The following is a 24,297-nucleotide window of genomic DNA, read 5'->3' on the forward strand; positions in this document are numbered from 1 at the left end:
TATGAATTGGTTTAGACGCAAATCGTATCCTGAGTTTTGGAATACTTACAGTTCCTATTTTAAAACATCACAAGAACAACAACTTGAACACATTCGATTTGTGGTGTTTGATACCGAAACCACAGGTTTGGACACGAAAAAAGACAGAATACTTTCCATAGGTTGTATTGCTGTGGAAGGTTTAAAAATAAAAGTAGCGGATCAATTAGAAACCTATGTAATACAAGACATATTCAATAGTGAAACGGTAAAAATACACGGTTTACTCAAAGAAGGGAAGCTGACCAAAATTGACGAATTGGAAGCTGTACAACAGTTTCTAGCGTATGTCAAAGATGCAGTATTGGTAGCGCACCATGCGGCATTTGATGTTGCAATGATCAATAATGCGTTGCGAAGACTTGAATTGCCAAAACTGAAAAACAAAACGTTGGACACGGGACATTTATTTCAAAAAACGAAATTAGACACTAGCAAAGCACATTTCAGTCTCGACGAGCTTTCCAAACGTTTCAACATTCCCTTGCACGACAGACACACTGCTTCAGGTGATGCGTATATTACGGCATTGCTGTTTTTAAAAATCCTTTCAAAACTAACCGCGAGAGATCAATTAACATTGAAAGATCTATTAAGACCTGTGAGAGTTATATAAATTACTTCCCAATACAAAAATTCGCAAAAATATTCCCTAACAAATCGTCACTCGTAATTTCTCCGGTGATTTCTCCGAAATGATACAACGCTTGTCGAATATCAATCGCCATGAGATCGCTTGATAAGCCAGATTCCAATCCGTAATGGACTTTGTCAATTTCTTCCAAAGCTTTGAGCAAAGCATCGTAATGACGTGTATTGGTAATGATGGTTTCATTATTTCGCAACGCACCAGTATTGACAAATGAAACGAGTTTTTCTTTTAAAGAATCCACACCGATATTTTCTTTGGCAGATAAAATATGAATGTTTTCAATTTCTGATTGTAATTGCTCAATTTGTGGCTTTTTGAGCATGTCAGTTTTATTCGCAACAATAACAAGCGGCTTTTGCGGATATTTATTTTTGATTTTTCCAATTTCAGTTTGCAACACTGCCAAACTGTCGACTGTCAACTGTGAACTGTCAATCAAATAAATAACAACTTGTGCTTGTTCAATTTTTTCAAAAGTTTTCTGAATTCCGATGCTTTCCACAACGTCTTTCGTTTCGCGAATTCCCGCAGTATCAATAAATCGGAAGGAAATTCCGTCAATGATCAATTCGTCTTCAATCGTATCACGCGTTGTTCCTGCGATGTCGGAAACAATGGCGCGTTCTTCGTTCAATAGGGCATTTAGTAAAGTAGATTTTCCCACATTCGGTTCGCCCACAATCGCGACGGGAATTCCGTTTTTGATTACGTTTCCAACCGCAAACGAATCAATTAAACGTTTTAGGACGAATTGAATGCGTTGAATCAAAGTTTTAAACTGTGTACGATCGGCAAATTCTACATCTTCTTCGGCAAAATCGAGTTCCAATTCTATCAACGAAGCAAAGTTTAAGAGTTCTTCACGCAAGTTTTTGATTTCATTGCTAAATCCGCCACGCATTTGCTGCATTGCCAATTGGTGTGATGCTTCGGAATCGCTCGCAATCAAATCTGCTACAGCTTCCGCTTGTGATAAATCGAGTTTTCCATTTAAAAATGATCGCAAGGTAAATTCTCCTGCATTCGCGTTTCTACAGCCATTTCGCAATAATAATTGAATGATTTGTTGTTGAATGTACACCGAACCGTGACAGGAAATTTCAATAGTATTTTCGCCGGTGTACGAGTTTGGCCCTTTAAACAAAGACACTAAAACCTCATCCAAATAGCGATTGTCATCTATAATATGACCTAAATGAATCGTATGTGATTTCTGCTTGCTCAACTTTTTGTTACGAACCGATTTAAAAAGTGGTTCACAAATTGTAATGGCATCTTTTCCAGAAACTCGAATCACAGAAATTGCGCCTGCTCCAGAAGGAGTTGCCAAAGCGACAATTGTATCATTTGGAATCATAGTGTAAAATTTGTGCAAAAGTAGGGAATATGTTTGGTTTTTGAATGTTGCGATGCTTCGCTTTTTGATTCCTTTTTTTATTTTATTTTCAAGAAAAATCAAAAATAGTTGAGTTTTTGATTACATTAGGCTTCAATTTATTTTCAAACCAAACCAACTTTTGAATACAAGCTTAAAAAACAGGAAAAAATGGTATGAACGAATTCCGCATGCTGTCGTCATTATATTCATCATTATCATTTTTGTAACATTACTGAGTTATCTAATTCCTGCCGGAGAGTTTAAACGTATGGTAGTTGACGGTCGTGAACGTGTCATTCCGAATTCATTCACCATTATTCCTAATACACCCATTGGTTTTTTAGACATGTTTAAAGCCATTCCTTTAGGTTTTAAAGCTGCGGCAGAAGTGATCTTTGTGGTACTTTCTGGAGGAATTATGTTTGGCATTATAGAACGTACGAAAGCTATTGAAAATGCTGTCGGAACCTTTGTAAAACTCCTTGGACAAGAAAAAAAATACCTTGCCGTTGTTATTATGACCTTTATTTATGGCGCATTGGGCGTTTTTGTTGGATATGAACATAACATTGCCATGGTTCCGATTGCGGCGGTGGTTGCATTGGCGCTTGGTGGCGATTTGATTCTTGCGGCTGGAATTTCCGTTGGTGCCATTACGATCGGATTTGGACTGTCACCCATCAATCCGTATACGGTTGGTGTTGGACATAAGATTGCGGAGCTTCCATTATTTTCAGGTGCTTTGTTGCGAAGTATCTTATGTTTTAGCGCACTTAGTTTCTTGGCTTTTTACAATGTTAGATATTTAAAAAGGATCACGAAAAACCCCGCAAAAAGTCTTGGAAAAGGATTGAATATTGATGGAATTTCACTTTCCAAACCTATTGAAGCGTATTCGATATCCATACAAAATTGGCTCATCATAGCGGTATTTCTCTTAGGTTTAGCGTCCATTTTATATGGTGTTTTTAATTGGAATTGGTATCTCAACGAAATCTCGGCTATATTTTTAATGGTTGCCGTAGCTTCCGGAATTATTGGAAAGATGGATGCCAATACCTTTAGTGAAACGCTATTAAAATCAGTAGCGTATGTAGCTCCAGGCGCTTTTATGGTTGGTTTTGCTACAACGATCAAAGTATTATTGGAAATGGGACATATCAGCGATACCATTTCATTTCATCTATCAGAAGTATTGAAAGAATTGTCTTTACATTTTTCTGCGGTCGGAATGGCAATATCGCAAAGTATCATTAACTTTTTTATTCCTTCAGGAAGTGGACAAGCATTGGCAACCTTACCCGTAATGATTCCTGCTGGAGAAGTTATTGGATTAACACGGCAAACTACGATTCTAGCATTTCAAATTGGCGATGGCGTTTCTAATTTAATCAATCCTACACTCGGAGGACTCATCGCGATGTTGAGCATGTGTCGTGTACCCATTGATCGTTGGTTTCGATTTATACTTCCTGTTGCCTTCACAATATTTATTTTTTCAGCAATCACACTTGTAATCGCAGTATTAATTGGCTATCATTAACTATGAACGCAACTACACTATTAAGTCATTTGGTAAGTTTTCCCGTATTTGGCGGTGAAAGTAATTTGAGTATCATTCATTGGATTCAAGAATATATTGAATCTCTAGGAATCAAAACCACGCTGGTTCCAAACGAAGAAAACACAAAAGCTTCTTTGCATTGTAGAATTGGTCCCGCAGTTGATGGTGGCGTCATTCTTTCTGGTCATACCGATGTAGTTCCTGTAAAAGGACAAATTTGGGATACAGATCCGTTTGTGCTAACTGAAAAAGAAGGAAAGCTATATGCTCGTGGAAGCTGTGATATGAAAGGTTTTGTTGCCTGTTGTTTAGCAGTTTTACCCGACATGATACAAGCAGATTTACAAAAACCAATCTATTTTGCGTTTAGTTACGATGAAGAAATAGGTTGTTTGGCTGCGCCCGATTTAATCAAACATATCCAAAAAACATATCTAGAAATACCCAAATATGCCATTATCGGCGAACCTTCCATGCTAGAACCTGTCATTGGAAAAAAAGGTGTGTGTTATGTAAAAACGGAAGTCAATGGTTCTGCGGGACATAGTAGCGGAATTCACAAAGAAATAAGTGCCATTCATGAAAGTACACGCTTGATTGTATGGTTGGAAAATAAAATGAAACTGATAGCGAAAACTTCCGTAGATGATCGTTTTGATCCGCCACATTCTACCATTCATGTGGGACAAATTCAAGGTGGAGTTGCCACGAATATTGTAGCAGATTATTGTAGTTTTGAATGGGATATCCGCGTGATTCCAAAAGATGACATTCACCAAGTATTTCAAGAGTATTATGACTTTTGTGCGGAACGTGAAGCAGCAGTTCAAAAAAAGTTTCCAGATTTTAAAATCACCAATACCTTAATACATCCGCCAGTTCCAGCTTTAGATACCAAAGAAACGGATAGCATTGTTGGTTTAGTTCAAAAACTGACCGAAAATTATACTTGGAAAACCGTTGCGTATGCTGCAGAAGCGGGACAGTTTCATGAAGCTGGATATGAAAGTATTATCTGCGGACCAGGAAGTATCGATCAGGCACATCGTGCCAATGAATTTGTCACAGAAGAACAATTAGATCGCTGTGTGGAAATACTCGGAAAATTAATTGCAGAATTTAGCAATTAATATAAATTCAATTAAAAAAAACACTTTTAGTTTCTTTTAGGGGATAAAAACCTGCGTTTATTCCTAATTATGCCGCGTCCGTGGAACTTTTCTAATTTGTCACTAATTTTTTTCAGAACTTTTAAGTTTTAATTACATGAAAACTTAAAAAATAATACGTTGGTATTAGAAAAAGGGCAGTCTACGTTGAACTATTTACTTGTAAAAAATCATCATATCATTAGTAAGATTGATTTTGAGGATTTGGAATACATTGAAGTGGAGAAAAACTACACGACACTTTATACTGAAGAAAAAAAATACATCATTCGACTTTCTTTGTATAAAATGAAGCAAGTACTTCAATCTGTCAATTTTGAACAAGTTCACCGAAAGTTTTTGGTGAATTTTGACAAAATGAAAGAAATCAACCTCACAGAAAACGCTATTTATCTAAAATCGGGCACTTCGATTACGATTAGCGAGCGCTATAAAAAAAAGTTTACGAGTAATTTTGAAGTTTTTTCTTAATTGTTAGAAAGAATATTCATAACGATAATAAATACGTTTGACTACGAATTTAGGACGCTTATCCACTTTTAAAGAATTTACCTTCACTTTTTGCTGAATTTAGCACCAATCAAAAACAAGATATTTCGATTAAGTAGCTACTAAAATTGTTTTTGATCATAAGTAGGAATCAGAATCCTAATATTTAATAAAACTAATAATAAAGTTACTGTAATTTTTAGTGATAAATCTATTTTATCTAAAAAGTACAGTTCTATAAAAATAATTAGAAAATATGAGCGTACAAGTTACAAACAAAGATCTCGTTCTTTTGGGGCATGGTAGTTATTCAGGTGGAGCAACGAACACAATGCTTCCCGAAAACATTGATCTTTATATACTGCAACCAATTGGATACACTTTAATGACTGATGTAGCATCAGCAATGATTAATCAAGTGTTAATTAACACACTTACATTGCATCATGATAATAGTAGTGGAACCTCAACAATTGAAGCTCCTACAGCTGTGTATAGAGGAGGTAATCTCGCACCTAACTTAACATTATATGATTTAGGAAGTCTCTCTGATTGGGGAAAAAGAACCATAGGAGATAAAACAAATGTAGTTACAGTGAGTACAGCTACGTTACTTTCTGAATTAATCAAACATGATGAAAAAATTCAAGAGGCTGTAAAACAATTAGCTAAAGGTGAAAAACTAAAATTATACTGGTCAGCATGTGCGAATCAAGTTAGTGGAAATTATGCCAGTTTGACGTGATAAGGAAGTAAGGAAAATAATTTTGAGGTGATTTTTACAAGCGTAAAATTCAATTATAAGGAAGTAAGACAGTTTTTTATATACAATCCAACTCAACAATGTAACCGAGATTTTTATCTCAATTAAATAACCAACCATAATAGTACAGTTTGATTGATAGTGATTGTATATAAAAAAAATACAGTTTAAAAATTACAAAACAATGATAGCATTTAACGTTCAAAAATTTTCGGTTAACGATTCTGAGGAAATCATCTTTTATGGTCAACAAAATGAACTTGATTATGAAAAGTATGTGAAGTTTACGCTGTCTATTAAAGAGTATTTAGAAGATCAAGGATATGTAAATGTGTCTGCAAGAGATTTTGAAAATGGCCCCATAATACCCTCAGGAGCAATAGAAGTTTTTTGGGATGGCTATCAATGGAAAGTCGTCAAAAATACGGTGGAGCAGAACCCACTTAAAAAAACGGATTAATAAAATTTATTAATAATGAAAAATAGAATACAGAAAGGAGGAAATAATGAGCGGTCGAGATGTAAAAATAACGTACGTCAATAATTCCTTAAATGAAGATATGCCTAAGATTTTCATTTTTACGCAGAATGTATTGCCATCCTTTGATGCTATAAGAGACGGCGTTGCTTGGAAAGTGATCTCAGATATTGGACGAAACTCCAGAAGTACATTTCTGTATCCAGCAGAAACAACTATAAGAGCTACTTGGGAAAACGACGAAAATCAAACGAATCAATTGATTTGTAGAGCAGGCAAGCGATATACAGTACAAAAAAACTTTACGGGTATTATGCTGATGGAAGACGGAAACGCGGTGAGTCCAAAAGATATCGAATTAGTGAACAACATTCAAGTGAAACGCGGTGTGAGTGCAGAATTGCTCAAAGGCAATAATGTTATTGTAAAAAAAAATATTGTGGCTTATGAGCAAAAGGCAAGCTTTCAATTGACACCTAAGATTTATTGGGGAATTGCTTCTGAAATTAATCTTTCGGAATCGTTGTCTTCTGCAGTATTGGATAGTGACCATTTTTTTGAACAAGACTTAGCCAATGTGAGTGCTGCAACAGTATCGCTCAACGGGAATGCTGAGGTTGGGTATAACTTTCAAATAGAACATCAGGAATAATGAAGATTCTCAAACATCAAACCCAAATTAGCTATGTAAATAACTCAGCAAATAAAAATTTGCCACAAGTATTTATTTTCGCTCAAAATGAAACTCCTGGTTTTGATACCCTTAAAGATGGTGTCGCCTGGAAAGTTATCAAAGATATCGGTCGTGGGTCACACGCTACATTTTATTATAGTACTCAATATAGCATTCAGGTATCTTGGGACAATAACGTAAACAGTACAGAACAAATTCCAACTAAGATTGGTGGAAAGTATCATGTAGTTAAAGACGCCACAGGTATTGTACTAAAACCAGATGGAGAAGCATCCGATCCGTCTATTATAGAAGTGGTAAACGATATTGAGGTATTAGATGGAGTTACGGCTCAATATTGTAATAATGGACATGTAATGCTTGAAAAAAAGCAAATTGGACATAGACAATCTGCTATTTTTAGACCTTCTCAGAAGATTTATTTCGGATTGGCTTCACAAGTATCCAAAGGAGAAAGTTTGCAGTCGGCAGTCATCAACAGCACAAATTTTTTCGAATTTGATCTTACTGGGGCAAGTTATGTGAAGATTTCTTTGAATGGAAATGCAAAATACGGATACTACTTTAAAATAGAAGGTGGCGGATAAATGTATGAATTATGTCAAAAAATATTGAATACGAGATATCTGGGATAGACAATGTAAATAGCATTTTGCCTGAAAATGGAAGTTGGTATTACAAATATTTAAAAAATGGGAACATAAAGATTCATGGGCGGCCTATAAATACAGATGCTTTTTCTCCAACAATATTTGAACAAAACATCCAAAAACATGCAGGAACCATACACAAGGAAACTAATTTAATAACTAAAAAAGAAGAAAAGATGAGTACTACACCAAAAACACCAACTGGAGATAAAAACGAGCCAGAGGAAAAGAAATCAACAAATGAAGAAAAAACAGCAACAGAAGAAAAAACAGCAACAGAAGAAAAAACAGCTACGGAAGAGTTAAAAGCTCTTGATAAGGAAATTCAAACATTTTTAGCCAATCATAATGATGGTAATACTGCAGATTCCGTTGCAAATACTTGGACTGAAATAGCGCTAACAACAAAAAATAAGATTAAAGATAGCGCAAGTTTTTCAAAGCAATTTAAAACACATTTGATAACTAAAATTGATAAAGAAGCACATTCAAAAATAAAATCATTAATAGAAAAAATAAAAAAGAACCAAAAGAATGTTAAGGAAGCAACTTATACACAGCCTAGTTGTAATCCGCAAGTAACAGATTCAAAAATAGTTATTAAAGAGACAGATACTACACCAGCAACATTGGTCATAACTATGGAAGAAACTATTGATGGAGTGAAAGTGAGTTCAACAAAAAAGTATAATATATCAGCAAGTTTATTTTCTTCTGAAATTATACTGCTTGCATTATCAAATTTTACAGATGGAGAGTCTTTTCTAAATGGACTAACAGAATATAAAGAAACATTTCAGCCCAACAGTTAATCTTATAAAAAAATAATCATTTAAAAACCAAAAATAATTATGTCAACAAACATTCAAATCAATTACACTAACAAATCAATGAACAAAGATCTTCCAACGGTTTTTGTATTTACCAAAAATGAAACTCCAACTTTCGATGCCCTAAAAGAAGGTGTCGCATGGCGTACCATTCCAAATATTGGTAGAGGTTCTTCAAGCAGTTTTGTATTTCCTATTGTAACTATGGTAGGCGCAACTTGGAAAGGCGGAATGAACAAAACGGAAGTATTAGCATCAGATATTGGAAAACGATATACGGTAAGTAAAAATGAAACAGGTATTGTACTCGAAGGCAACGGAAATGCCTCTGATACCAAATCCATTGAAGTAAACAATGACGCAAACATTCAAGATGGTATTAGTGCGTCATTATACAAAGATGGCAAGTTAATGCTGACCAAAAATATTGTTGGATATGGACAAAAAGCAACGTTTGTATTAAAACCAAAATTGTATTGGGGAATTGCTTCTGAAATCGTGGAAAGTCAGTTGTTAAATTCTGCCGTATTGAATACCGATCATTTCTTTGAACTCGATTTAGAAGGCGCTTCAGAAATCAATGTTTCTTTAAATGGAAATGCAGAAGACGGTTACACATTTAAAGTAGACAGTCAAAAATAATTAATCATTAAAAATACTTAAACCATAAAACATTATGTCAACAAACATTCAAATCAATTACACTAACAAATCAATGAACAAAGACCTTCCAACGGTTTTTGTATTTACCAAAAATGAAACTCCAACATTCGACGTCTTAAAAGAAGGTGTGGCATGGCGTACCATTCCTAATATCGGAAGAGGTTCATCTAGTAGTTTCGTGTTTCCAGTAATTACCGAAGTAGGCGCAACTTGGAAAGACGGAATGAATAAAACGCAAGTATTAGCATCAAATATCGGAAAACGATATACCGTGAGTCAAGACGAAACTGGAATTGTACTTAAAGAAAACGGAAATGCTTCTGATACCAAATCCATTGATGTTAATAACGATGCAAATATTCCTGGCGGAATGAGCGCTTCTTTGTACAAAGATGGAAAACTAATGATCACAAAAAAAATTGTTGGATATGGGCAAAAAGCTACATTCGTTTTAAAACCTAAGTTATATTGGGGAATTGCTTCTGAAATTGAAGAAAGTCAATTGCTAAATTCTGCCGTATTGAATACCGATCATTTCTTCGAATTAGATTTAGAAGGAGCTTCTGAGGTTAATATTTCTTTAAATGGAAATGCTGAAGATGGTTATACATTCAAAGTAGACAGTCAAAAATAAAATGTAACCTAGTATTTGACTGGTATCAGGAACGATTTGTGATGGGGCAGTTACGATCGTTTCTGATGCTTATTAATAAAACTCAAAAGAATTTGTTCCGATTCCATTTCTAAATTTTCATGATTAAATTTTTTAGAGGTAACTAGCTAATACCAATTTACACATAAAATGATGTTTATAAACTCGTTCATTTGGCAGTTTAGTTCTTTGCGAATACTTTCCGTAGCTAAGGCTATGCAAACCATTCACAGCATCCTATACAGCCAAAGCAACTTCGTATCCAAAACACCATTTTAAATGTAAATTGGTATAAGTGTAAAAACTTAGCTAGTTTTTTTGTAATAGATGTATAATCAAATTGGTATAATCTTTTGGAAAACAAAAAAATCCGTCACACAAAAGCATAACGGATTTTTCTATATAAATTATGTATGTTCTAAATATTGTTGAGTAAAAAACTAATACCGAATACCCAAAACCTAATGCCTAATTAATTATTCAACATCACTGGCATTACTAACATCGTAATATGCTCGCCTTCTTCTAAACCATCAATTGGTGTTAAAATCCCAGCGCGGTTTGGTAACGACATTTCCAAAGAAACTTCGTCAGAACCTAAGTTGTTAATCATTTCTGTTAAGAAACGCGAATTGAAGCCAATTTGCATGTCATCACCTTGGTAATCACACGTTAAACGTTCTTCTGCTTTGTTTGAGTAATCAATATCTTCCGCAGAAATATTCAATTCCGCACCAGCGATCTTTAAACGAATTTGATGCGTGGTTTTGTTCGAAAAAATACTCACACGACGCACAGAATTTAAAAATTGATTTCTATTAATTTCTAATTTATTAGGATTCTCTTTCGGAATTACCGCTTCGTAATTGGGATACTTACCATCAATCAAACGACAAACCAACACGGTATTATCAAACGTGAATTTTGCATTGCTCTCATTATATTCAATCAAAACTTCGTCTTCGCTTCCGCCTAAAATTCCTTTCAAAAGGTTCAACGGTTTTTTTGGCATGATAAATTCTGCTACTTGTGAAGCACTCAAATCTGCACGTTGGTATTTTACCAATTTGTGCGCATCTGTTGCCACAAATGTTAAATTTTCTGGAGAAAACTGGAAAAATACACCACTCATTACAGGACGTAAATCATCGTTTCCAGAAGCAAAAATCGTTTTGCTAATTGCCGTTGCCAACACATGTCCTTCAATTGTCGTAGAACTTGGATCTTTCAACTCTACCGAAGCAGGAAATTCGTCTCCATCTGCATACGCCAACGCGTATTTACCGTGATTCGAGCTGATTTCTACCGTATTATTATCTTCCACCACAAACGTTAATGGCTGCTCTGGAAAGGTTTTTAAAGTATCTAATAATAACTTTGCAGGAACTGCAATATTTCCTGTGCTATCAGATTCTACCGTTAAAACCGACGACATGGTCGTTTCTAAATCGGAAGCAGACACTTTCAACTCGTTTTCGTTTAGTTGAAAAAGGAAATTGTCTAAAATAGGTAAGGTATTACTGTTATTAATAACGCCGCCTAAAACTTGGAGCTGTTTTAATAGATATGTACTTGATACAATAAATTTCATGTGTTTGTGTTCTATTTAGTGTTCAAAAATAATTCTTCCCACGTAATTAACATAGCTTTTTTGTGTGAAATTGATGCGAAAAGAACCACCTTGTGATATTCTTACAAATATATCTCAAATGTTGCTGTAATGAAAGGAAACTTATTAACAACCTATGTTGCAAATTTGCGTTTTCGAAGGTAAGTGAATACAAATCCAAAAATTGCTAAGATTCCCAACGGAAAGCCAATGTTTATCCACTGCCAGTAGGTTTTTTCGTCGGTTACTTTTTGACTGTCCAAAAAGGCCAATTTTAATTCTTTCGATCGAATGTTTATAAGTCCCGTATTGTCCAACAAGTAATTTACCGAATTTAATAGGAATTCTTTGTTTCCGTATTGCCGTTGTGTAATGATATCGAAGCCCAATTCTTGCGGTTGTCCACGCGAAATTTGATTTTTAATCACATCACCATCAGAAACGACCAACATTTTAGCATCTCCTGCTGTTTTTGGGTTTTTCAATGGAAATGGCTTCACACGATTTTTATAGGCAGATTCAAAAGTTCCTTCTACTAAAACAGCCAAATTTTGATTTCCTTTTCCTTGATAGGTTTCTGGTAAAGGTTCGTTTTCAATGATACTTAAAGAGATTTCTTTAGGAATTCCGATGAGTTTTGATTGTGGCGAACTTTTCAATAATACGGTTTTTTTTGGTCCGTTTTTCAATGTGTCGATCTGATTGGCAAACTCAAAACGCACTAAATTTGTATTGTTCGTTATTGGATGATTCAAATCGGTTTGTGCTAACGGATTGTAACGCCATTGTACAGGCAAATATTGTGCATTGCTACCTTCACCGAATTCCATTCCGATGGCAGCACATTGCATGTCGTTTACGAGTTTCGGATTGATGCGAATTCCGTATTCAAAAAACAAATCGGTCAATCCTAAATCGCGTGGAAATCCGAGTGTTTTTCCTTTTTGACGAATGCTGTCCAGTTCCGCTTGTGCCGTTTCTACCAACCATACCGATTTTCCTCCTTGCATGGTGTATTGATCTAAAATGTATTTCTCTTCATCAGAAAATTTAGTCGTTGGTTTCGGAATGATGGCTAAGTCAAAACGATTCAGATTCTCCAAAGATTTTTCAGGATTTTCTGGAAATGCTTTCAGATCGAACGGCGCAATGCGATAGTATTCTCGTAAGCTTTTTATAAAACTAGCAATGTAGATATCGTCTAATTCGCCATTTCCTCTTAAAATAGCAATCGTTTGTTTTTGAATGATGGTTAATTTGCTAAAAGCATCGGCAAATGCATATTCCAAATGTTGCACGGAACTTGCAATTTTTTCATCCTCAGAATTTGCCAGATTGTTTTTGTACAACGGAATTTTCACCATTTTTTGATCGTAAATAGCAATTGCCCAAGGATACACGACTTCGCGCGACACTTTATTGGCTATTTCTTCCGTAATATAGCGCGGTTTCAAATCTTCCTTTTTCAAAAAGTCAATCGCGTCATCTTTGATCGGATCTACAAATTCGTATTCAATATTGTCATTATACGCTGCAAATTCTTCTAGTAATTGTTCGGTTTCTGAAGCCAATCGTTTGTATTCCGTTGGAATATCTCCTTTAAGAAAAATAGTAATAGAAACGGGCGAATTCACACTTTTTACAGTGTTTTTCGCAGCTTCTGATAATGTGTAACGTTTATCTTTAGTTAAATCGAAACGTGCAAATACACTACTAGCAATCATATTCAAAAGGATCAATCCGACAAAAACGAATACAATCTTAACGGGAATAGGAATTTCTTTTTTCAAGCTTATCGTTTTTTGAGTTGAACTACAGTTAAGAATAAAAAGAAAATAGTGACACTTACAAAGTAAATGACGTCTCTCGTATCAATCACGCCGCGTGCAATACTATCGAAATGCGCTTTCATGCCAAATTTTTCAATCGTAGGATTTAGGTCACCGAACATATCTGCGGAAGCGATCCCTTCAAAACCAAAATACATGACAAAACAGATAAAAACCGACGCAATAAACGCTACAATTTGATTCTGCGAAAGCGTTGAGGTAAACACGCCAATACTGGTATAGGCTGCAATTAAGAATAACAAGCCAAAATAGGAGCCAAGTGTACTGCCAACATCTAAATTCCCGACAGGATTTCCCAAACTCCAAACGGTGTACACGTATAATAATGTTGGAATGAGCGCAAGGAGAATCAACACGAATGCTCCAAAATACTTTCCTAAGACAATTTGCCAACCAGAAATGGGTTTCGTCAACAATAATTCGAGCGTTCCTAAGCGTTTTTCTTCCGAGAAACTTCGCATGGTAATGGCAGGAATTAAAAAGATTAAAATCCAAGGTGCAAGTGTGAAAAAGGGCGTTAAATCGGCAAATCCGTAGTTGATGATGTTGAATTCACTTTTAAAAAACCATAAAAATAATCCGTTGAGAATTAAAAATAAGGCAATCACCAAGTATCCTATCGACGAGGAAAAAAACGAATTGATTTCTTTTCTAAGTATCGCTAACATTTAGTTCTTTTTTAATACAATTATATCTTGATATGATAAGGTGTTATCAGTTCTTCCAGACCATTCACCCGGAAAATAATTGGCAATCTCAAAGCCTTTTGCTTCAAATTGTGCAAACAGATATTCTTTATCAAAAGCAACATTGGCTTCTTTCACTTTTTCGTCCATCAAGGCGTAGTTTTTACGATCGACTTTAAAGTTCATTTTGCTTGTTGTCATGTGCTCGCGAGACGTTTCATCTAAAATAAAAAAGGTTGCCAAACATATTTTTTCGCTGTCTAACACACGATTGATTTCGCCTAAATAGTGCAAAACATCTTCGGGCATCATATGTGTAAATACCGAAGTTAAGAAGGCAAAATCGAAACTTGACGCTTCATACGGAAATGTAAAATTCTTGGCTTCTTCGTCGGTATTTAGATTGTATAAATCATTCTTTAGCGGTGTATGTGTAAATTCAAAATTTGGATATTTATGCGTGATGTGTTCCGTACACCAATTGACACCTTGTGCCACGACATCAAAACCTTTGTAGCTTCCTTGTTCGTTTAAAAACGTCGTAAACGGAATTGCCATACGACCAATTCCTGAGCCAATATCTAAAATGCGACTGTTTGACTGAATGTTTCCGTATTGCTTGAAATAGTCGAAAAACGTTTCCCCAATTTCTATATAATTTCCTGGACCTGTGTATACATATCCTTTTGGCGGTTCGAGTTCGTGACGCTTTCTGAAAAGATCAATAGGCGCGTATACTACCTTTCTCAGCAATAGTCGTTGTTTGGGCGATAATTTGTAGTATAAAGATCTTAACATATAGTGTTGTTTGCTCTTTGAAAAGCTATGCTTGTGTAACGTTTGGTTATGGTTTCTAGTATTTTTAGGAGGATAAACTCACGAGTTTGTCCACACTCCACGCATACGGTTTGTCGTTAAACATGGCTTTGGTTTGTTTCCACACGTTTTTAAATAGTTCTGAATTTCGGTACGCTTCTAAATCGTCCACATGTTTCCAATGACTGTACGTAAAGAAGATTTCGGGATTGTTTTGATCTTGATACAGCTCTAAAAACTCACAACCTTCACGGTCTTTGATCGATTGTTTCTTTTCGTCAAACATCGCCAAAAAATCAGGAATGTATTGTTCGTGAAAACTCATCTTTACTATGCGTACAAACATATTATGAACTAAAATTAATTGTTATGGTATCTCTAAATCGCAAGCCGAAAAGGGTAGAAGCACTTCCAACCGTTAACGGATTGCTTTTGTAAATGGCCAATTCTATAAAATTTGCCGAATTGAACAAGGCTAACCTTTTCCCATCTTCTTCACGTTTGTGTTTTTCGAGCTTAAAATTAATGGCATCACTATAACACTCATGAATAGTTTTAAACTTATAATTTCGTGCGGAAATTTCAAAATTTCTTCCTTTTCCAACATCTTTAAAAAGCTTTCGCGAAATATTAGACACAACATTTCCGTAATTATCAATATAAATTACATTGCCAATAATCTGCGTTTCATCAGTATTTACGACAGGTTTAATACCTGTTAAGTGTTTAATTTCTTGAATGGTTTTTCCAATCACTTCCAAAGTTCCGCCGCGTGCAATATGGCAAGCAACTTGCACAAAAACATCTAAAACGGGGAAATTTGACTCAATGCGATCGTGAATATTTATTTCTACAATCTTTTCAGGAACAATCTCTGCGGCAATCAAACTCATGATTCCGTTATCGGCACACACAAAAAAATGACCGTCTAATTTGAGGGCAATATGCTTATTTTCTGGATTCAACTCAGAGTCAATTCCGATAATATGAATACTGCCTTGTGGAAAACTTTTAAACGCATTTTGAATAATGTATGCCGCTTCTGTAATGCTAAATGGATTGATACTGTGTGAGATATCAACAATGCGAACGTCAGGTAATTCACTATAAATAGCTCCTTTAACTGCGCCCACAAAATGGTCTTTCTCCCCAAAATCAGTTGTCAATGTAATGATTGCCATTGGCGAATTGTTGATATTTTTTTAAGTTTAATCTATTAAAAAATGGTAAGTTTGCTTTGCAAATCTAAAAAAACAAAACGGAAATCTAATCTTTAATACGAGTCGCTTTTGAACGAAATTATTTTTGAACTTTCTGAGATCAGTCCAAGAGAGTTTTTTGGTCAACAAAATACCAATATAGAATTGCTTAAAAAATACTTCCCAAAACTCAAAATTGTCGCTAGAGGAAACAAAATAAAAGCCTATGGTGATGAAGCGTTGTTGGAAGAATTTGACAAGCGTTTGACAATGCTGATGGAGCATTTTGCGAAATACAATAAAATAGACGAAAACGTCATTGAACGTGTATTGACGAGCGAAAGTGCAAAAGATTATGATACGTCTGATGCAAGCGGACAAGTATTGCTTCACGGAACTAATGGAAAACTTATCAAAGCGATTACTGCCAATCAACGCAAGTTGGTTGATAAGATGAGTAAAAATGATATGGTGTTTGCTATTGGTCCTGCGGGAACAGGAAAAACCTATACAGGTGTTGCATTAGCCGTAAGAGCTTTGAAAAACAAAGAAGTACGACGCATCATTTTAACACGTCCTGCCGTAGAAGCGGGCGAAAGTCTAGGGTTCTTACCAGGTGATTTAAAAGAAAAGCTCGATCCGTATATGCAACCGTTGTATGATGCGTTGCGCGATATGATTCCGCCAGAAAAATTAGCGAAATACATTGAAGATGGAACCATTCAAATTGCACCCATGGCGTTTATGCGTGGGCGAACGTTAGACAATGCTTTTGTCATTTTGGATGAAGCACAAAACACCACACATGCGCAAATGAAGATGTTTTTGACGCGTATGGGAAAAAATGCAAAATTCATGCTGACTGGCGATCCAGGACAAATTGATTTGCCAAGACGCGTTATTTCTGGACTGAAAGAAGCGTTGTTAGTATTGAAAGATATCAAAGGAATTGGCATGATTTATTTAGACGATAAAGACGTTGTTCGTCACCGATTGGTGAAGAAAGTCATTGAAGCGTACAGAGGCATTGAGCATCAGAACTAAGAAATTATAAATGTTGAATGTTAAATTTTAAATGTAAAAGTATCAATCGTCACTTCGAGTGAAACTCTGAAAGAATTTAGTATTTCGACTGCGCTCAATAGAGCTGTCGAGAAGTATTTTGAAACTAAAATGATAATTTATTTTTGCCAAAACGCAAAAGCCAAAAGCGAAGCGACCAAACACCCAACAACCCAAAAAATGAGCAACACAATTACGGCTACGAATTTTAATTTTCCAAATCAAACGGCGAAGTATACCGGGAAAGTACGTGAAGTTTATACCATTAATGATGATTTGTTAGTCATGATCGCTACCGATCGTTTGTCTGCTTTTGATGTGGTCATGCCGAAAGGAATTCCGTTCAAAGGACAGATTCTGAATCAGATAGCAACCAAAATGATGAAAGCTACGGAACATTTGGTGCCCAATTGGTTGATTGCCACCCCAGATCCGAATGTTGCGATTGGTCACAATTGTGAACCTTTTAAAGTAGAAATGGTGATTCGAGGATATTTGTCAGGACACGCTGCGCGCGAATACAAAGCAGGAAAGCGCATGTTGTGCGGTGTTCCAATGCCAGAAGGAATGATTGAAAATGATAAATTTCCTTCACCAATCATTACACCTGCAACAAAAGCAGAAATGGGCGAACATGACGAAGATATTTCTCGTGAGGATATTTTAGCAAAAGGCATTGTTTCTGAAGAAGATTATATTCAATTAGAAAAATATACACGCTTACTGTTTGAAGAAGGCACAAAAATAGCCAAAGAACGCGGTTTGATCTTAGTAGATACCAAATATGAATTTGGAAAGACAAAAGATGGTAAAATAGTATTGATTGACGAAATTCACACACCAGATTCTTCACGTTATTTCTATGCAGATACCTACGAAGATTTACAAGCAAAACAAGAACCACAAAAACAATTATCCAAAGAATTTGTCCGCCAATGGTTGATTGGCAACGGTTTTCAAGGGAAAGAAGGACAAGAAGTTCCTTTTATGAGCGATGAATACATTACAACCGTTTCCGATCGGTATATTGAATTATATGAAAACATTACAGGCGACACGTTTGAAAAAGCAGATGTTTCCAATATTCTGAGTAGAATAGAGGAGAATGTGGTTTCTTTTTTAGGTCATAGGTCATAGGTTTTAAGTTTTTTGAAACGTCTTTGCGAGACACAGTCGTGGCAATCTGTGACTTCAAATAACGAGAACGTACTATGATAAACAGATTACCACGTCACTTGCGTTCCTCGTAATGACGCTTCATACATGATTTTCAAATCAACAAATCGACAGAAAAACAAATTGTCAAATAAACAAATAAGAAGTTTACATTTCAAAAAGCTATCAGTATTGAGAACAGCTTTGAAACGTCTTTGCGAGACACAGTCGTGGCAATCTGTGACTTCAAATAACGAGAACGTACTATGATAAACAGATTACCACGTCACTTGCGTTCCTCGTAATGACGCTTCATACATGATTTTCAAATCAACAAATCGACAGAAAAACAAATTGTCAAATAAACAAATAAGAAGTTTACATTTCAAAAAGCTATCAGTATTGAGAAGTTTCAAATGTCAACCATCGAAAAGGAAATATAAAATGTAAAACGCTAAATGTAAAATGAAAAAGTATTTTTGCTAACAACAAACAACAAACAACAAACAACAAACAACAAACAACACACTGATTCAAAATAAATTAGAAATTATTTTTTAACGACATTTATAATGGTTATCTTTTTGGAATTATTAATGTAAACCATAAAAAATGAAAAAGAAAAATTTAAAATCTTTGACTTTAAACAAAAAAACAATCTTACAATTTAGTGTACTTGGCGGGAAAAATAGTCCTGATCCAGTAGCGCACTCTACAGTGCAAGGATGCCAAGGAACGGCAACAAGATATCCGTGTTCTAATTAAATTTAGAAACAAATAGAAAAAGAAAAACGCCAGCGTATTAATTTGTATGCTGGCGTTTTTTGATGTTTTGTATGAATTATTATCTGTAAAATAATGTCACAAAACCGTGGACAATATCAAGTTTGAATGTGTTTTTTCGGGTTTCTTCATCATCTTTCCCACGGGTGAACATTTTTGACTTTTTCCCATCGCGACTAGGCTGTACGATGATTTTTGTACCGCCATCGTTTAACACGGCATTATTTCCATACGCTTCCATATAATATTTTTGATCTTTATCAGCATACATTTTAATGTCTGAATATTCACAAAGCATATTGATAGTTTCAAAATTAGCAGCCAAATTGTAAAAGAAAAACTTGCTCTTAAAATCCCGAAACGCTACGTTTTTCTTGACCTCGCCAATGTCAATTTTTGAGAATTCTGTTTCTAAAGAAGCATTTTCAAGTTCACCTATGAGACTATTAGTAACATTTTTACATATAAATTGTCCACCAGAAATCTTTTTAATTTTGATTGTCCCATTCATAAAACTGAACATATTTTTATCATTGCTCAAAGTCGCCGCTTCCAAGATACTTTCTTTAAATGAACCACGAATTGAATTTGTAAAAGTTCCATCAAATATAATATTGGCATTATCCGCCATCATATCAATCATCATATACGTTGGTACATAAATCACATAAGAAGAACGAATGTTTTGAATATCTTTATGGGTGCTGCTTTCCAAGTCTTTCAGTGCCACTTTTTCGTTCTCAAACACCACAAAACCATCTAAATCTTGAATTCCATTATTGGTGGCTTCAATTTCTTTATTGATCATCGCTACGGACTTGTATTTATTAGGTTCACTATTGCTTTCAAAGAAATTTTCAACACGAATTTCACCCGATTTTATAGTATAAGAACGTCTCCCGATAGTCGTCGGAGAAGAATTTTGTATGAGCAAGTAATTCATATCGCCCATAGAAGCTTCTTCACGAGTTGACACAATAATTTCATTTGAAATTTTTTTGACTTCCGCTTCGCTGTAGTTCTTAAAATCAATTGTAAAATCTACTTTCACTTGGTCTTTATTCCATATTTTAAACGTTACGTCAATATTGCGTGTTTCAAACCGCAATTGGGTTGTTTTATCGACCGAAAAAGTTTTTTGAAACTTTTTTTGTGTCTGTGCCATCAGTCCCAACGAGCTGATAAACAATAGGATTACAGTATTATATATTTTGTTGTTCATTTTTTAATCGTTTTAAATGTTGTTGAATTTCCTGCAAAAGTGTCAAGCGCATTTGCAAGTTCTGAATCATTTTTTCCAACGTAGTCAAGCTATTTTTTTGTACTAAAAACACTTTTTTCAATTCTTGATAAGACGCGTCTAAATTTTGCAAGCGTTCTTCGTACTTTTTAATCAAATAACCATCATTTGCGGTGAGTTGAAACGTTTTCCATTCCGAAGCAATATCTTGTAAATATTGATCTTCAATCGCTTTCATTTCCGCAAATAAAAGAGATTCTTCTTCTCCATAATTTGCATATATAAAAGCGCCAATTCCCAAAAGCAATACACATGCTGCAGCAATGGCACGCCAATAATACATTGGATTTTTTTGAGTGGAATTCGTTTCAAAATTTGCTAATTTATCTAGAAATTCAGCGCGATGTCCTTTCGGTAACGTTGGCGTTTCCATAGGCGCATCGTTTTCGTTTAAGATGTCTTTAATATTGTTCATAATGATATTTTATGTTTAAAAAGATCATGCAACGTTTTCTTCAATTTTGTTTTTCCGCGCATCAATTGTGTACGTGAGGTGCGAACAGGAATTTCCAGTATTTCTGAGATTTCCTGATGATCATAACCTTCTATTAAATACAATTGCAATACATATTTGTATTTGTTTGGCAAGGTATTTATGGAGTGAAGAATCTCTTGTTTGGTAACTGAAACCTCAATTTCCCAAGAAGCATCATCGTCAACAATCGCCAAGGTTTGATCGTTCATTTCTTCATATACCAACGCTCGTTTTTTCAACGTATCCATGCTTTGATTGATGACAATACGTTTCAACCATGCACCAAACGCAACTTCTTCTTTATATTGAGACAAACGCGTAAATGCTTTTAAAAACGCTTCCTGCATCACATCTTTTGCATTTTCCTTGTTGGAAATATAGCGACAGGTAATTGCAAACATCGCGTCTGCATACAAATCATACAGCTTCATTTGCGCTTTCCGATTTCCTTTTTTACATTTTTTAATAAGTAGCGAATGCTGTTGGTTCATTGCTTATGATTGTGTTCTATTCTAAAGACGACACTTTTTTTTGAGCGTTTCGTTTTTTTGCTTTTTTTTGTTTTTTGTTGATTTGATATAAAGTTTCAAAGTACTTCTCGACAGCTCTATTGAGCGCAGTCGAAATACTAAATCTTTACAAGATTTCACTCGAAGTGACGGTCGAAAGATTCAAAATAACTAATTCGTAAACATATACATAGTAAACTCTAAAAAAACAATTCGTGAATTCGTGACAAAAAACAGGAAGCATTTTTTAATCATTCAATCTTTCAATCAAAAATATATCGTAATTTCGTCTTTATACCACAAAATACAATAATCGCTTGGATTCGAAACGAAAACATAACACTGCGTTACACGAAAAAGATGGTATTTCACAACCAGAGACTATCAGTAAATCGTCGGTGGCTTCCATCAAAAAAAATAGAAGAAAACAACCTTCTGTAGACGAATTGGTGACTAAAATTTTGAATCAAGATAAAGTTGCGTTGAGTCGTGCAATTACATTAGTGGAAAGCAAAAACGCCAAACATCTCGCGAAAGCAACAGCAATTATCGAAAAATGTTTGCCACATGCCAACAAGTCTATCCGAATAGGAATCACAGGCGTTCCTGGCGTTGGGAAAAGTACGTTTATAGAAGCCTTTGGAAAACATTTGACAGGTTTGGGCAAAAAAGTTGCCGTGTTAGCTGTTGATCCGAGCAGTTCTATATCAAGCGGAAGTATTTTAGGTGATAAAACCCGTATGGAAGATTTGGTAAAGGATGAAAACGCTTTTATTCGACCATCAGCTTCTGGCGATTCGTTGGGCGGTGTCGCTCGAAAAACCCGTGAAACCATTATTTTATGTGAAGCGTGCGGATTTGATACCATTATTATTGAAACCGTTGGCGTAGGACAGAGCGAAACGGCCGTGCATAGTATGGTAGATTTTTTCTTATTGTTGAAATTGGCTGGCGCGGGAGACGAATTGCAAGGCATCAAACGTGGCATTATGGAAATGGCAGACGCGATTGTGATCAATAAAGCGGATGGTGACAATATAAAACGTGCGCAAATGGCACGAACGGAATTCAAACGTGCATTGCATTTATATCCGCAAAAAGCTTCTGAATGGCAACCAAAAGTGGTGACAGCTTCTGCGTTGAAACACGATGGAATTGACGAGGTTTGGCAAATGATTGAAGATTTCCGCGAAAGCACATTCAAAAACGGTTATTTTGAAAATCATCGGAAACAGCAAAATCGTTTTTGGCTCTTACAAACCATTGAAGAACGCTTGAAACATAACTTTTACAGCAATGAAAAAGTAAAAACGGTGCTTGATGAATACTTAAACGCAACTGAAAACAGTACTATTTCTCCATTCAATGCGGCGCAAAAACTATTAGATTTGTTAAAATAATTGTATCAATTAAGGTTTCACATATTTGTATAAACAGGCTTCAATGCACGGATAACTCAAAATAAGTTCGTTTTCTTGAATCTCAAAAAAGATGGTAAATGGAGAAAGTGCGCCACATTCATCTATTATAATAGTTCCAGCTGAAGCGGAATACGTTGCCGAAAACACTTCACTCATCGTACAAAATGACACGTTTGAAGTGACCGTAACTCCGTCTGCTGAAAAGTCTAAATCAGCATCACTATCTATTGGTAAAAAGGTTCCACTTCCATCACCTGGATCTAATAAAGTTGCGGTGAGTCTCCATGTTCCTGTCAGCAAGTTTTCAGTAGTATTGTCATCATCTGTAGCACAAGAAAATAGGAGTAAGGTTGCTGCGAAAATGCATAAAAGTTTTTTCATCATGTCGGTTTTATGTGAATGTCTATTTTGTAGATACTAATAATAGAAATTAGTTGCGTCTCAAAAAAAAGTTGTGTATCAAATTGACACACAACTTTTATCTGTTTACTGAATTTTATGCTTTACAATTCGCAATTCCAAACAGTGTGACATTCTGTATCTGTACAGCCTTGCGTTTCACAATCACAAATAGAATAATCTGTAAGCCAAGAGCCAGTTCCTCCTTTTAATTGATTTTCGCGTAAATTTGAAATTGATTTTTTGTTTAATTGTAGGGTTTGTAAACTTTTCTTTTTCATGGTTTAAGTTTTTAAATTAATATCTAAAGATAACCATAATGATTTTCAATAATTTACACTTTAGCAATTCATTAACAAAGCAAGCAACAACGAATTACACATATTTTCGAATCAAAAACTGTCGGAGTTTAAAAATTAGCGTTCCGTAAATAGCGCCAACAATAGCTCCCGTGAGCACATCACCTGGAAAGTGCACACCAATGTAAATTCGGCTATAGCCAACAAATGCTGCCCAAATTAGGAGAAATGGAAAGATATATTTGAAATGATTTTTTAAGACCAATCCGATATACACAGCCAAAGCCATGGCGTTGGAAGCATGTCCTGAAAAGTAGCCATACGCGCCGCCGCATGAGTCTTTCACCAAACGCATGTGCTCCATTAAATCTTCTGTATAACAAGGTCGCGAACGTAAAAAGAGCGTTTTTTTAAACAAATTTGCTGTTTGATCGGTAATCGTAATTAACAACGCAACCAATATCAACGTGAAAATGATTTCCTTCTTTTTGTGTGTTTTTAGGATGAGAAATAACAAAACAGCATACAACGGAATGGCGTAATATTTATTTGTGATAAACATCCAAAAACCGTCCCAAGTAGGCGTTCCAAGTCCGTTGAGAAACAGAAATACTTCTTTGTCAAATTGTATCAGTTGATCAATCATAATAGCCAGCATTTAGTTGAGACGCCCAAAAAGTATTCACAAGAATTTTGTATTTATATGTTAGTAA

General features: G+C 35.3%; 28 protein-coding genes. 15 read left to right on the plus strand and 13 right to left on the minus strand.

Translation table 11 applies throughout. The features are described 5' to 3' along the window. Nucleotide 1 precedes the first annotated feature (1 nt). Entirely contained in the window at nucleotides 2-655 is a 654-nt protein-coding gene (locus KORDIASMS9_RS16045; RefSeq protein WP_114903816.1) for a PolC-type DNA polymerase III, read from the plus strand. Nucleotide 656: 1 nt separating this feature from the next. On the opposite strand, the gene mnmE is transcribed toward KORDIASMS9_RS16045, so the two are convergent. Then, entirely contained in the window at nucleotides 657-2,048 is a 1,392-nt protein-coding gene (gene mnmE, locus KORDIASMS9_RS16050; protein WP_114905264.1) for a tRNA uridine-5-carboxymethylaminomethyl(34) synthesis GTPase MnmE, read from the minus strand. Nucleotides 2,049-2,208: 160 nt separating this feature from the next. Between mnmE and KORDIASMS9_RS16055 the strand changes: the two genes are divergently transcribed. The 10 genes from KORDIASMS9_RS16055 (at nucleotide 2,209) to KORDIASMS9_RS16100 (ending at nucleotide 10,003) form a co-directional block, all read left to right on the plus strand. Further along, nucleotides 2,209-3,612, plus strand: a complete 1,404-nt coding sequence (locus KORDIASMS9_RS16055; RefSeq protein WP_114903817.1) for a YfcC family protein — start codon at nucleotides 2,209-2,211, stop codon at nucleotides 3,610-3,612. A 2-nt stretch (nucleotides 3,613-3,614) separates the two neighbouring features. Further along, the gene (gene argE / locus KORDIASMS9_RS16060) at nucleotides 3,615-4,763 is read left to right on the plus strand and encodes an acetylornithine deacetylase (protein ID WP_114903818.1); all 1,149 of its coding nucleotides are present in this window, start codon (nucleotides 3,615-3,617) and stop codon (nucleotides 4,761-4,763) included. A 159-nt stretch (nucleotides 4,764-4,922) separates the two neighbouring features. Then, the gene (locus tag KORDIASMS9_RS16065) at nucleotides 4,923-5,273 is read left to right on the plus strand and encodes a LytTR family DNA-binding domain-containing protein (RefSeq protein WP_114903819.1); all 351 of its coding nucleotides are present in this window, start codon (nucleotides 4,923-4,925) and stop codon (nucleotides 5,271-5,273) included. Nucleotides 5,274-5,547: 274 nt separating this feature from the next. Then, entirely contained in the window at nucleotides 5,548-6,036 is a 489-nt protein-coding gene (locus KORDIASMS9_RS16070) for a putative adhesin (RefSeq protein ID WP_114903820.1), read from the plus strand. Nucleotides 6,037-6,238: 202 nt separating this feature from the next. Then, complete coding sequence (locus tag KORDIASMS9_RS16075) at nucleotides 6,239-6,514, plus strand: hypothetical protein (protein WP_114903821.1); 276 nt, start codon at nucleotides 6,239-6,241, stop codon at nucleotides 6,512-6,514. Nucleotides 6,515-6,560: 46 nt separating this feature from the next. Beyond that, nucleotides 6,561-7,184, plus strand: coding sequence for a hypothetical protein (locus KORDIASMS9_RS16080; protein WP_114903822.1), 624 nt, complete (start codon nucleotides 6,561-6,563; stop codon nucleotides 7,182-7,184). Next, nucleotides 7,184-7,813 carry a hypothetical protein gene (locus tag KORDIASMS9_RS16085; RefSeq protein WP_114903823.1) on the plus strand — a complete coding sequence of 210 codons (630 nt, stop codon included), beginning with the start codon at nucleotides 7,184-7,186 and terminating at the stop codon, nucleotides 7,811-7,813. Before KORDIASMS9_RS16080 ends, KORDIASMS9_RS16085 begins: the two co-directional genes overlap by 1 nt. A gap of 11 nt (nucleotides 7,814-7,824) precedes the next feature. Beyond that, nucleotides 7,825-8,688, plus strand: a complete 864-nt coding sequence (locus KORDIASMS9_RS16090; RefSeq protein WP_114903824.1) for a hypothetical protein — start codon at nucleotides 7,825-7,827, stop codon at nucleotides 8,686-8,688. Nucleotides 8,689-8,727: 39 nt separating this feature from the next. Then, nucleotides 8,728-9,348 (plus strand): hypothetical protein, encoded by a 621-nt coding sequence (locus KORDIASMS9_RS16095; protein ID WP_114903825.1) that lies wholly within the window; start codon nucleotides 8,728-8,730, stop codon nucleotides 9,346-9,348. A gap of 34 nt (nucleotides 9,349-9,382) precedes the next feature. Further along, complete coding sequence (locus KORDIASMS9_RS16100; RefSeq protein ID WP_114903826.1) at nucleotides 9,383-10,003, plus strand: hypothetical protein; 621 nt, start codon at nucleotides 9,383-9,385, stop codon at nucleotides 10,001-10,003. 490 nt (nucleotides 10,004-10,493) lie between these two features. On the opposite strand, the gene dnaN is transcribed toward KORDIASMS9_RS16100, so the two are convergent. From dnaN to KORDIASMS9_RS16130, 6 genes are all read right to left on the minus strand, one after another. Beyond that, nucleotides 10,494-11,612, minus strand: coding sequence for a DNA polymerase III subunit beta (dnaN, locus tag KORDIASMS9_RS16105; RefSeq protein WP_114903827.1), 1,119 nt, complete (start codon nucleotides 11,610-11,612; stop codon nucleotides 10,494-10,496). 152 nt (nucleotides 11,613-11,764) lie between these two features. Next, nucleotides 11,765-13,420 carry a gliding motility-associated ABC transporter substrate-binding protein GldG gene (gene gldG / locus KORDIASMS9_RS16110; RefSeq protein WP_114903828.1) on the minus strand — a complete coding sequence of 552 codons (1,656 nt, stop codon included), beginning with the start codon at nucleotides 13,418-13,420 and terminating at the stop codon, nucleotides 11,765-11,767. Nucleotides 13,421-13,422: 2 nt separating this feature from the next. Continuing rightward, nucleotides 13,423-14,148 (minus strand): gliding motility-associated ABC transporter permease subunit GldF, encoded by a 726-nt coding sequence (gldF, locus tag KORDIASMS9_RS16115; RefSeq protein WP_114903829.1) that lies wholly within the window; start codon nucleotides 14,146-14,148, stop codon nucleotides 13,423-13,425. Then, on the minus strand, nucleotides 14,149-14,964 hold the full coding sequence (locus KORDIASMS9_RS16120; RefSeq protein WP_114903830.1) for a class I SAM-dependent methyltransferase: 816 nt from the start codon (nucleotides 14,962-14,964) through the stop codon (nucleotides 14,149-14,151). A 64-nt stretch (nucleotides 14,965-15,028) separates the two neighbouring features. Continuing rightward, nucleotides 15,029-15,328 carry a putative quinol monooxygenase gene (locus KORDIASMS9_RS16125; protein WP_114903831.1) on the minus strand — a complete coding sequence of 100 codons (300 nt, stop codon included), beginning with the start codon at nucleotides 15,326-15,328 and terminating at the stop codon, nucleotides 15,029-15,031. Nucleotide 15,329: 1 nt separating this feature from the next. After that, entirely contained in the window at nucleotides 15,330-16,163 is an 834-nt protein-coding gene (locus tag KORDIASMS9_RS16130) for an S-adenosyl-l-methionine hydroxide adenosyltransferase family protein (protein ID WP_114903832.1), read from the minus strand. 108 nt (nucleotides 16,164-16,271) lie between these two features. Between KORDIASMS9_RS16130 and KORDIASMS9_RS16135 the strand changes: the two genes are divergently transcribed. The 3 genes from KORDIASMS9_RS16135 to KORDIASMS9_RS23390 all read left to right on the plus strand — a co-directional run bounded on the left by KORDIASMS9_RS16135 (nucleotide 16,272) and on the right by KORDIASMS9_RS23390 (nucleotide 19,163). Next, nucleotides 16,272-17,225 carry a PhoH family protein gene (locus tag KORDIASMS9_RS16135; protein WP_114903833.1) on the plus strand — a complete coding sequence of 318 codons (954 nt, stop codon included), beginning with the start codon at nucleotides 16,272-16,274 and terminating at the stop codon, nucleotides 17,223-17,225. Nucleotides 17,226-17,423: 198 nt separating this feature from the next. Next, nucleotides 17,424-18,380, plus strand: a complete 957-nt coding sequence (locus KORDIASMS9_RS16140) for a phosphoribosylaminoimidazolesuccinocarboxamide synthase (RefSeq protein ID WP_114905265.1) — start codon at nucleotides 17,424-17,426, stop codon at nucleotides 18,378-18,380. A 630-nt stretch (nucleotides 18,381-19,010) separates the two neighbouring features. Further along, nucleotides 19,011-19,163, plus strand: coding sequence for a hypothetical protein (locus KORDIASMS9_RS23390; RefSeq protein WP_162820000.1), 153 nt, complete (start codon nucleotides 19,011-19,013; stop codon nucleotides 19,161-19,163). 79 nt (nucleotides 19,164-19,242) lie between these two features. On the opposite strand, the gene KORDIASMS9_RS16145 is transcribed toward KORDIASMS9_RS23390, so the two are convergent. The 3 genes from KORDIASMS9_RS16145 to KORDIASMS9_RS16155 are packed head-to-tail and all read right to left on the minus strand — an operon-like array spanning nucleotide 19,243 to nucleotide 21,447. Continuing rightward, a complete protein-coding gene (locus KORDIASMS9_RS16145; protein WP_114903834.1) occupies nucleotides 19,243-20,403 on the minus strand; it encodes a hypothetical protein in 1,161 nt (386 codons plus the stop codon). Beyond that, nucleotides 20,384-20,896, minus strand: a complete 513-nt coding sequence (locus tag KORDIASMS9_RS16150) for a hypothetical protein (protein ID WP_114903835.1) — start codon at nucleotides 20,894-20,896, stop codon at nucleotides 20,384-20,386. The genes KORDIASMS9_RS16145 and KORDIASMS9_RS16150 overlap by 20 nt, the downstream gene beginning before the upstream one ends. After that, the gene (locus KORDIASMS9_RS16155; RefSeq protein WP_114903836.1) at nucleotides 20,893-21,447 is read right to left on the minus strand and encodes an RNA polymerase sigma factor; all 555 of its coding nucleotides are present in this window, start codon (nucleotides 21,445-21,447) and stop codon (nucleotides 20,893-20,895) included. The genes KORDIASMS9_RS16150 and KORDIASMS9_RS16155 overlap by 4 nt, the downstream gene beginning before the upstream one ends. 335 nt (nucleotides 21,448-21,782) lie before the next feature. Between KORDIASMS9_RS16155 and meaB the strand changes: the two genes are divergently transcribed. Beyond that, entirely contained in the window at nucleotides 21,783-22,865 is a 1,083-nt protein-coding gene (gene meaB, locus KORDIASMS9_RS16160; RefSeq protein WP_114903837.1) for a methylmalonyl Co-A mutase-associated GTPase MeaB, read from the plus strand. A gap of 9 nt (nucleotides 22,866-22,874) precedes the next feature. Here the strand turns inward: meaB and KORDIASMS9_RS16165 are convergent, their stop codons facing one another. The 3 genes from KORDIASMS9_RS16165 to KORDIASMS9_RS16170 all read right to left on the minus strand — a co-directional run bounded on the left by KORDIASMS9_RS16165 (nucleotide 22,875) and on the right by KORDIASMS9_RS16170 (nucleotide 24,230). Next, the gene (locus KORDIASMS9_RS16165) at nucleotides 22,875-23,270 is read right to left on the minus strand and encodes a lipocalin family protein (RefSeq protein ID WP_162820001.1); all 396 of its coding nucleotides are present in this window, start codon (nucleotides 23,268-23,270) and stop codon (nucleotides 22,875-22,877) included. A gap of 119 nt (nucleotides 23,271-23,389) precedes the next feature. Beyond that, a complete protein-coding gene (locus KORDIASMS9_RS23395) occupies nucleotides 23,390-23,566 on the minus strand; it encodes a class I lanthipeptide (protein ID WP_162820002.1) in 177 nt (58 codons plus the stop codon). Nucleotides 23,567-23,660: 94 nt separating this feature from the next. Further along, a complete protein-coding gene (locus KORDIASMS9_RS16170; RefSeq protein ID WP_114903839.1) occupies nucleotides 23,661-24,230 on the minus strand; it encodes a phosphatase PAP2 family protein in 570 nt (189 codons plus the stop codon). Nucleotides 24,231-24,297: the final 67 nt, after the last annotated feature.

The sequence above is a fragment of the Kordia sp. SMS9 genome, assembly GCF_003352465.1.
In the GTDB taxonomy this organism is placed as follows: Bacteria; Bacteroidota; Bacteroidia; order Flavobacteriales; family Flavobacteriaceae; genus Kordia.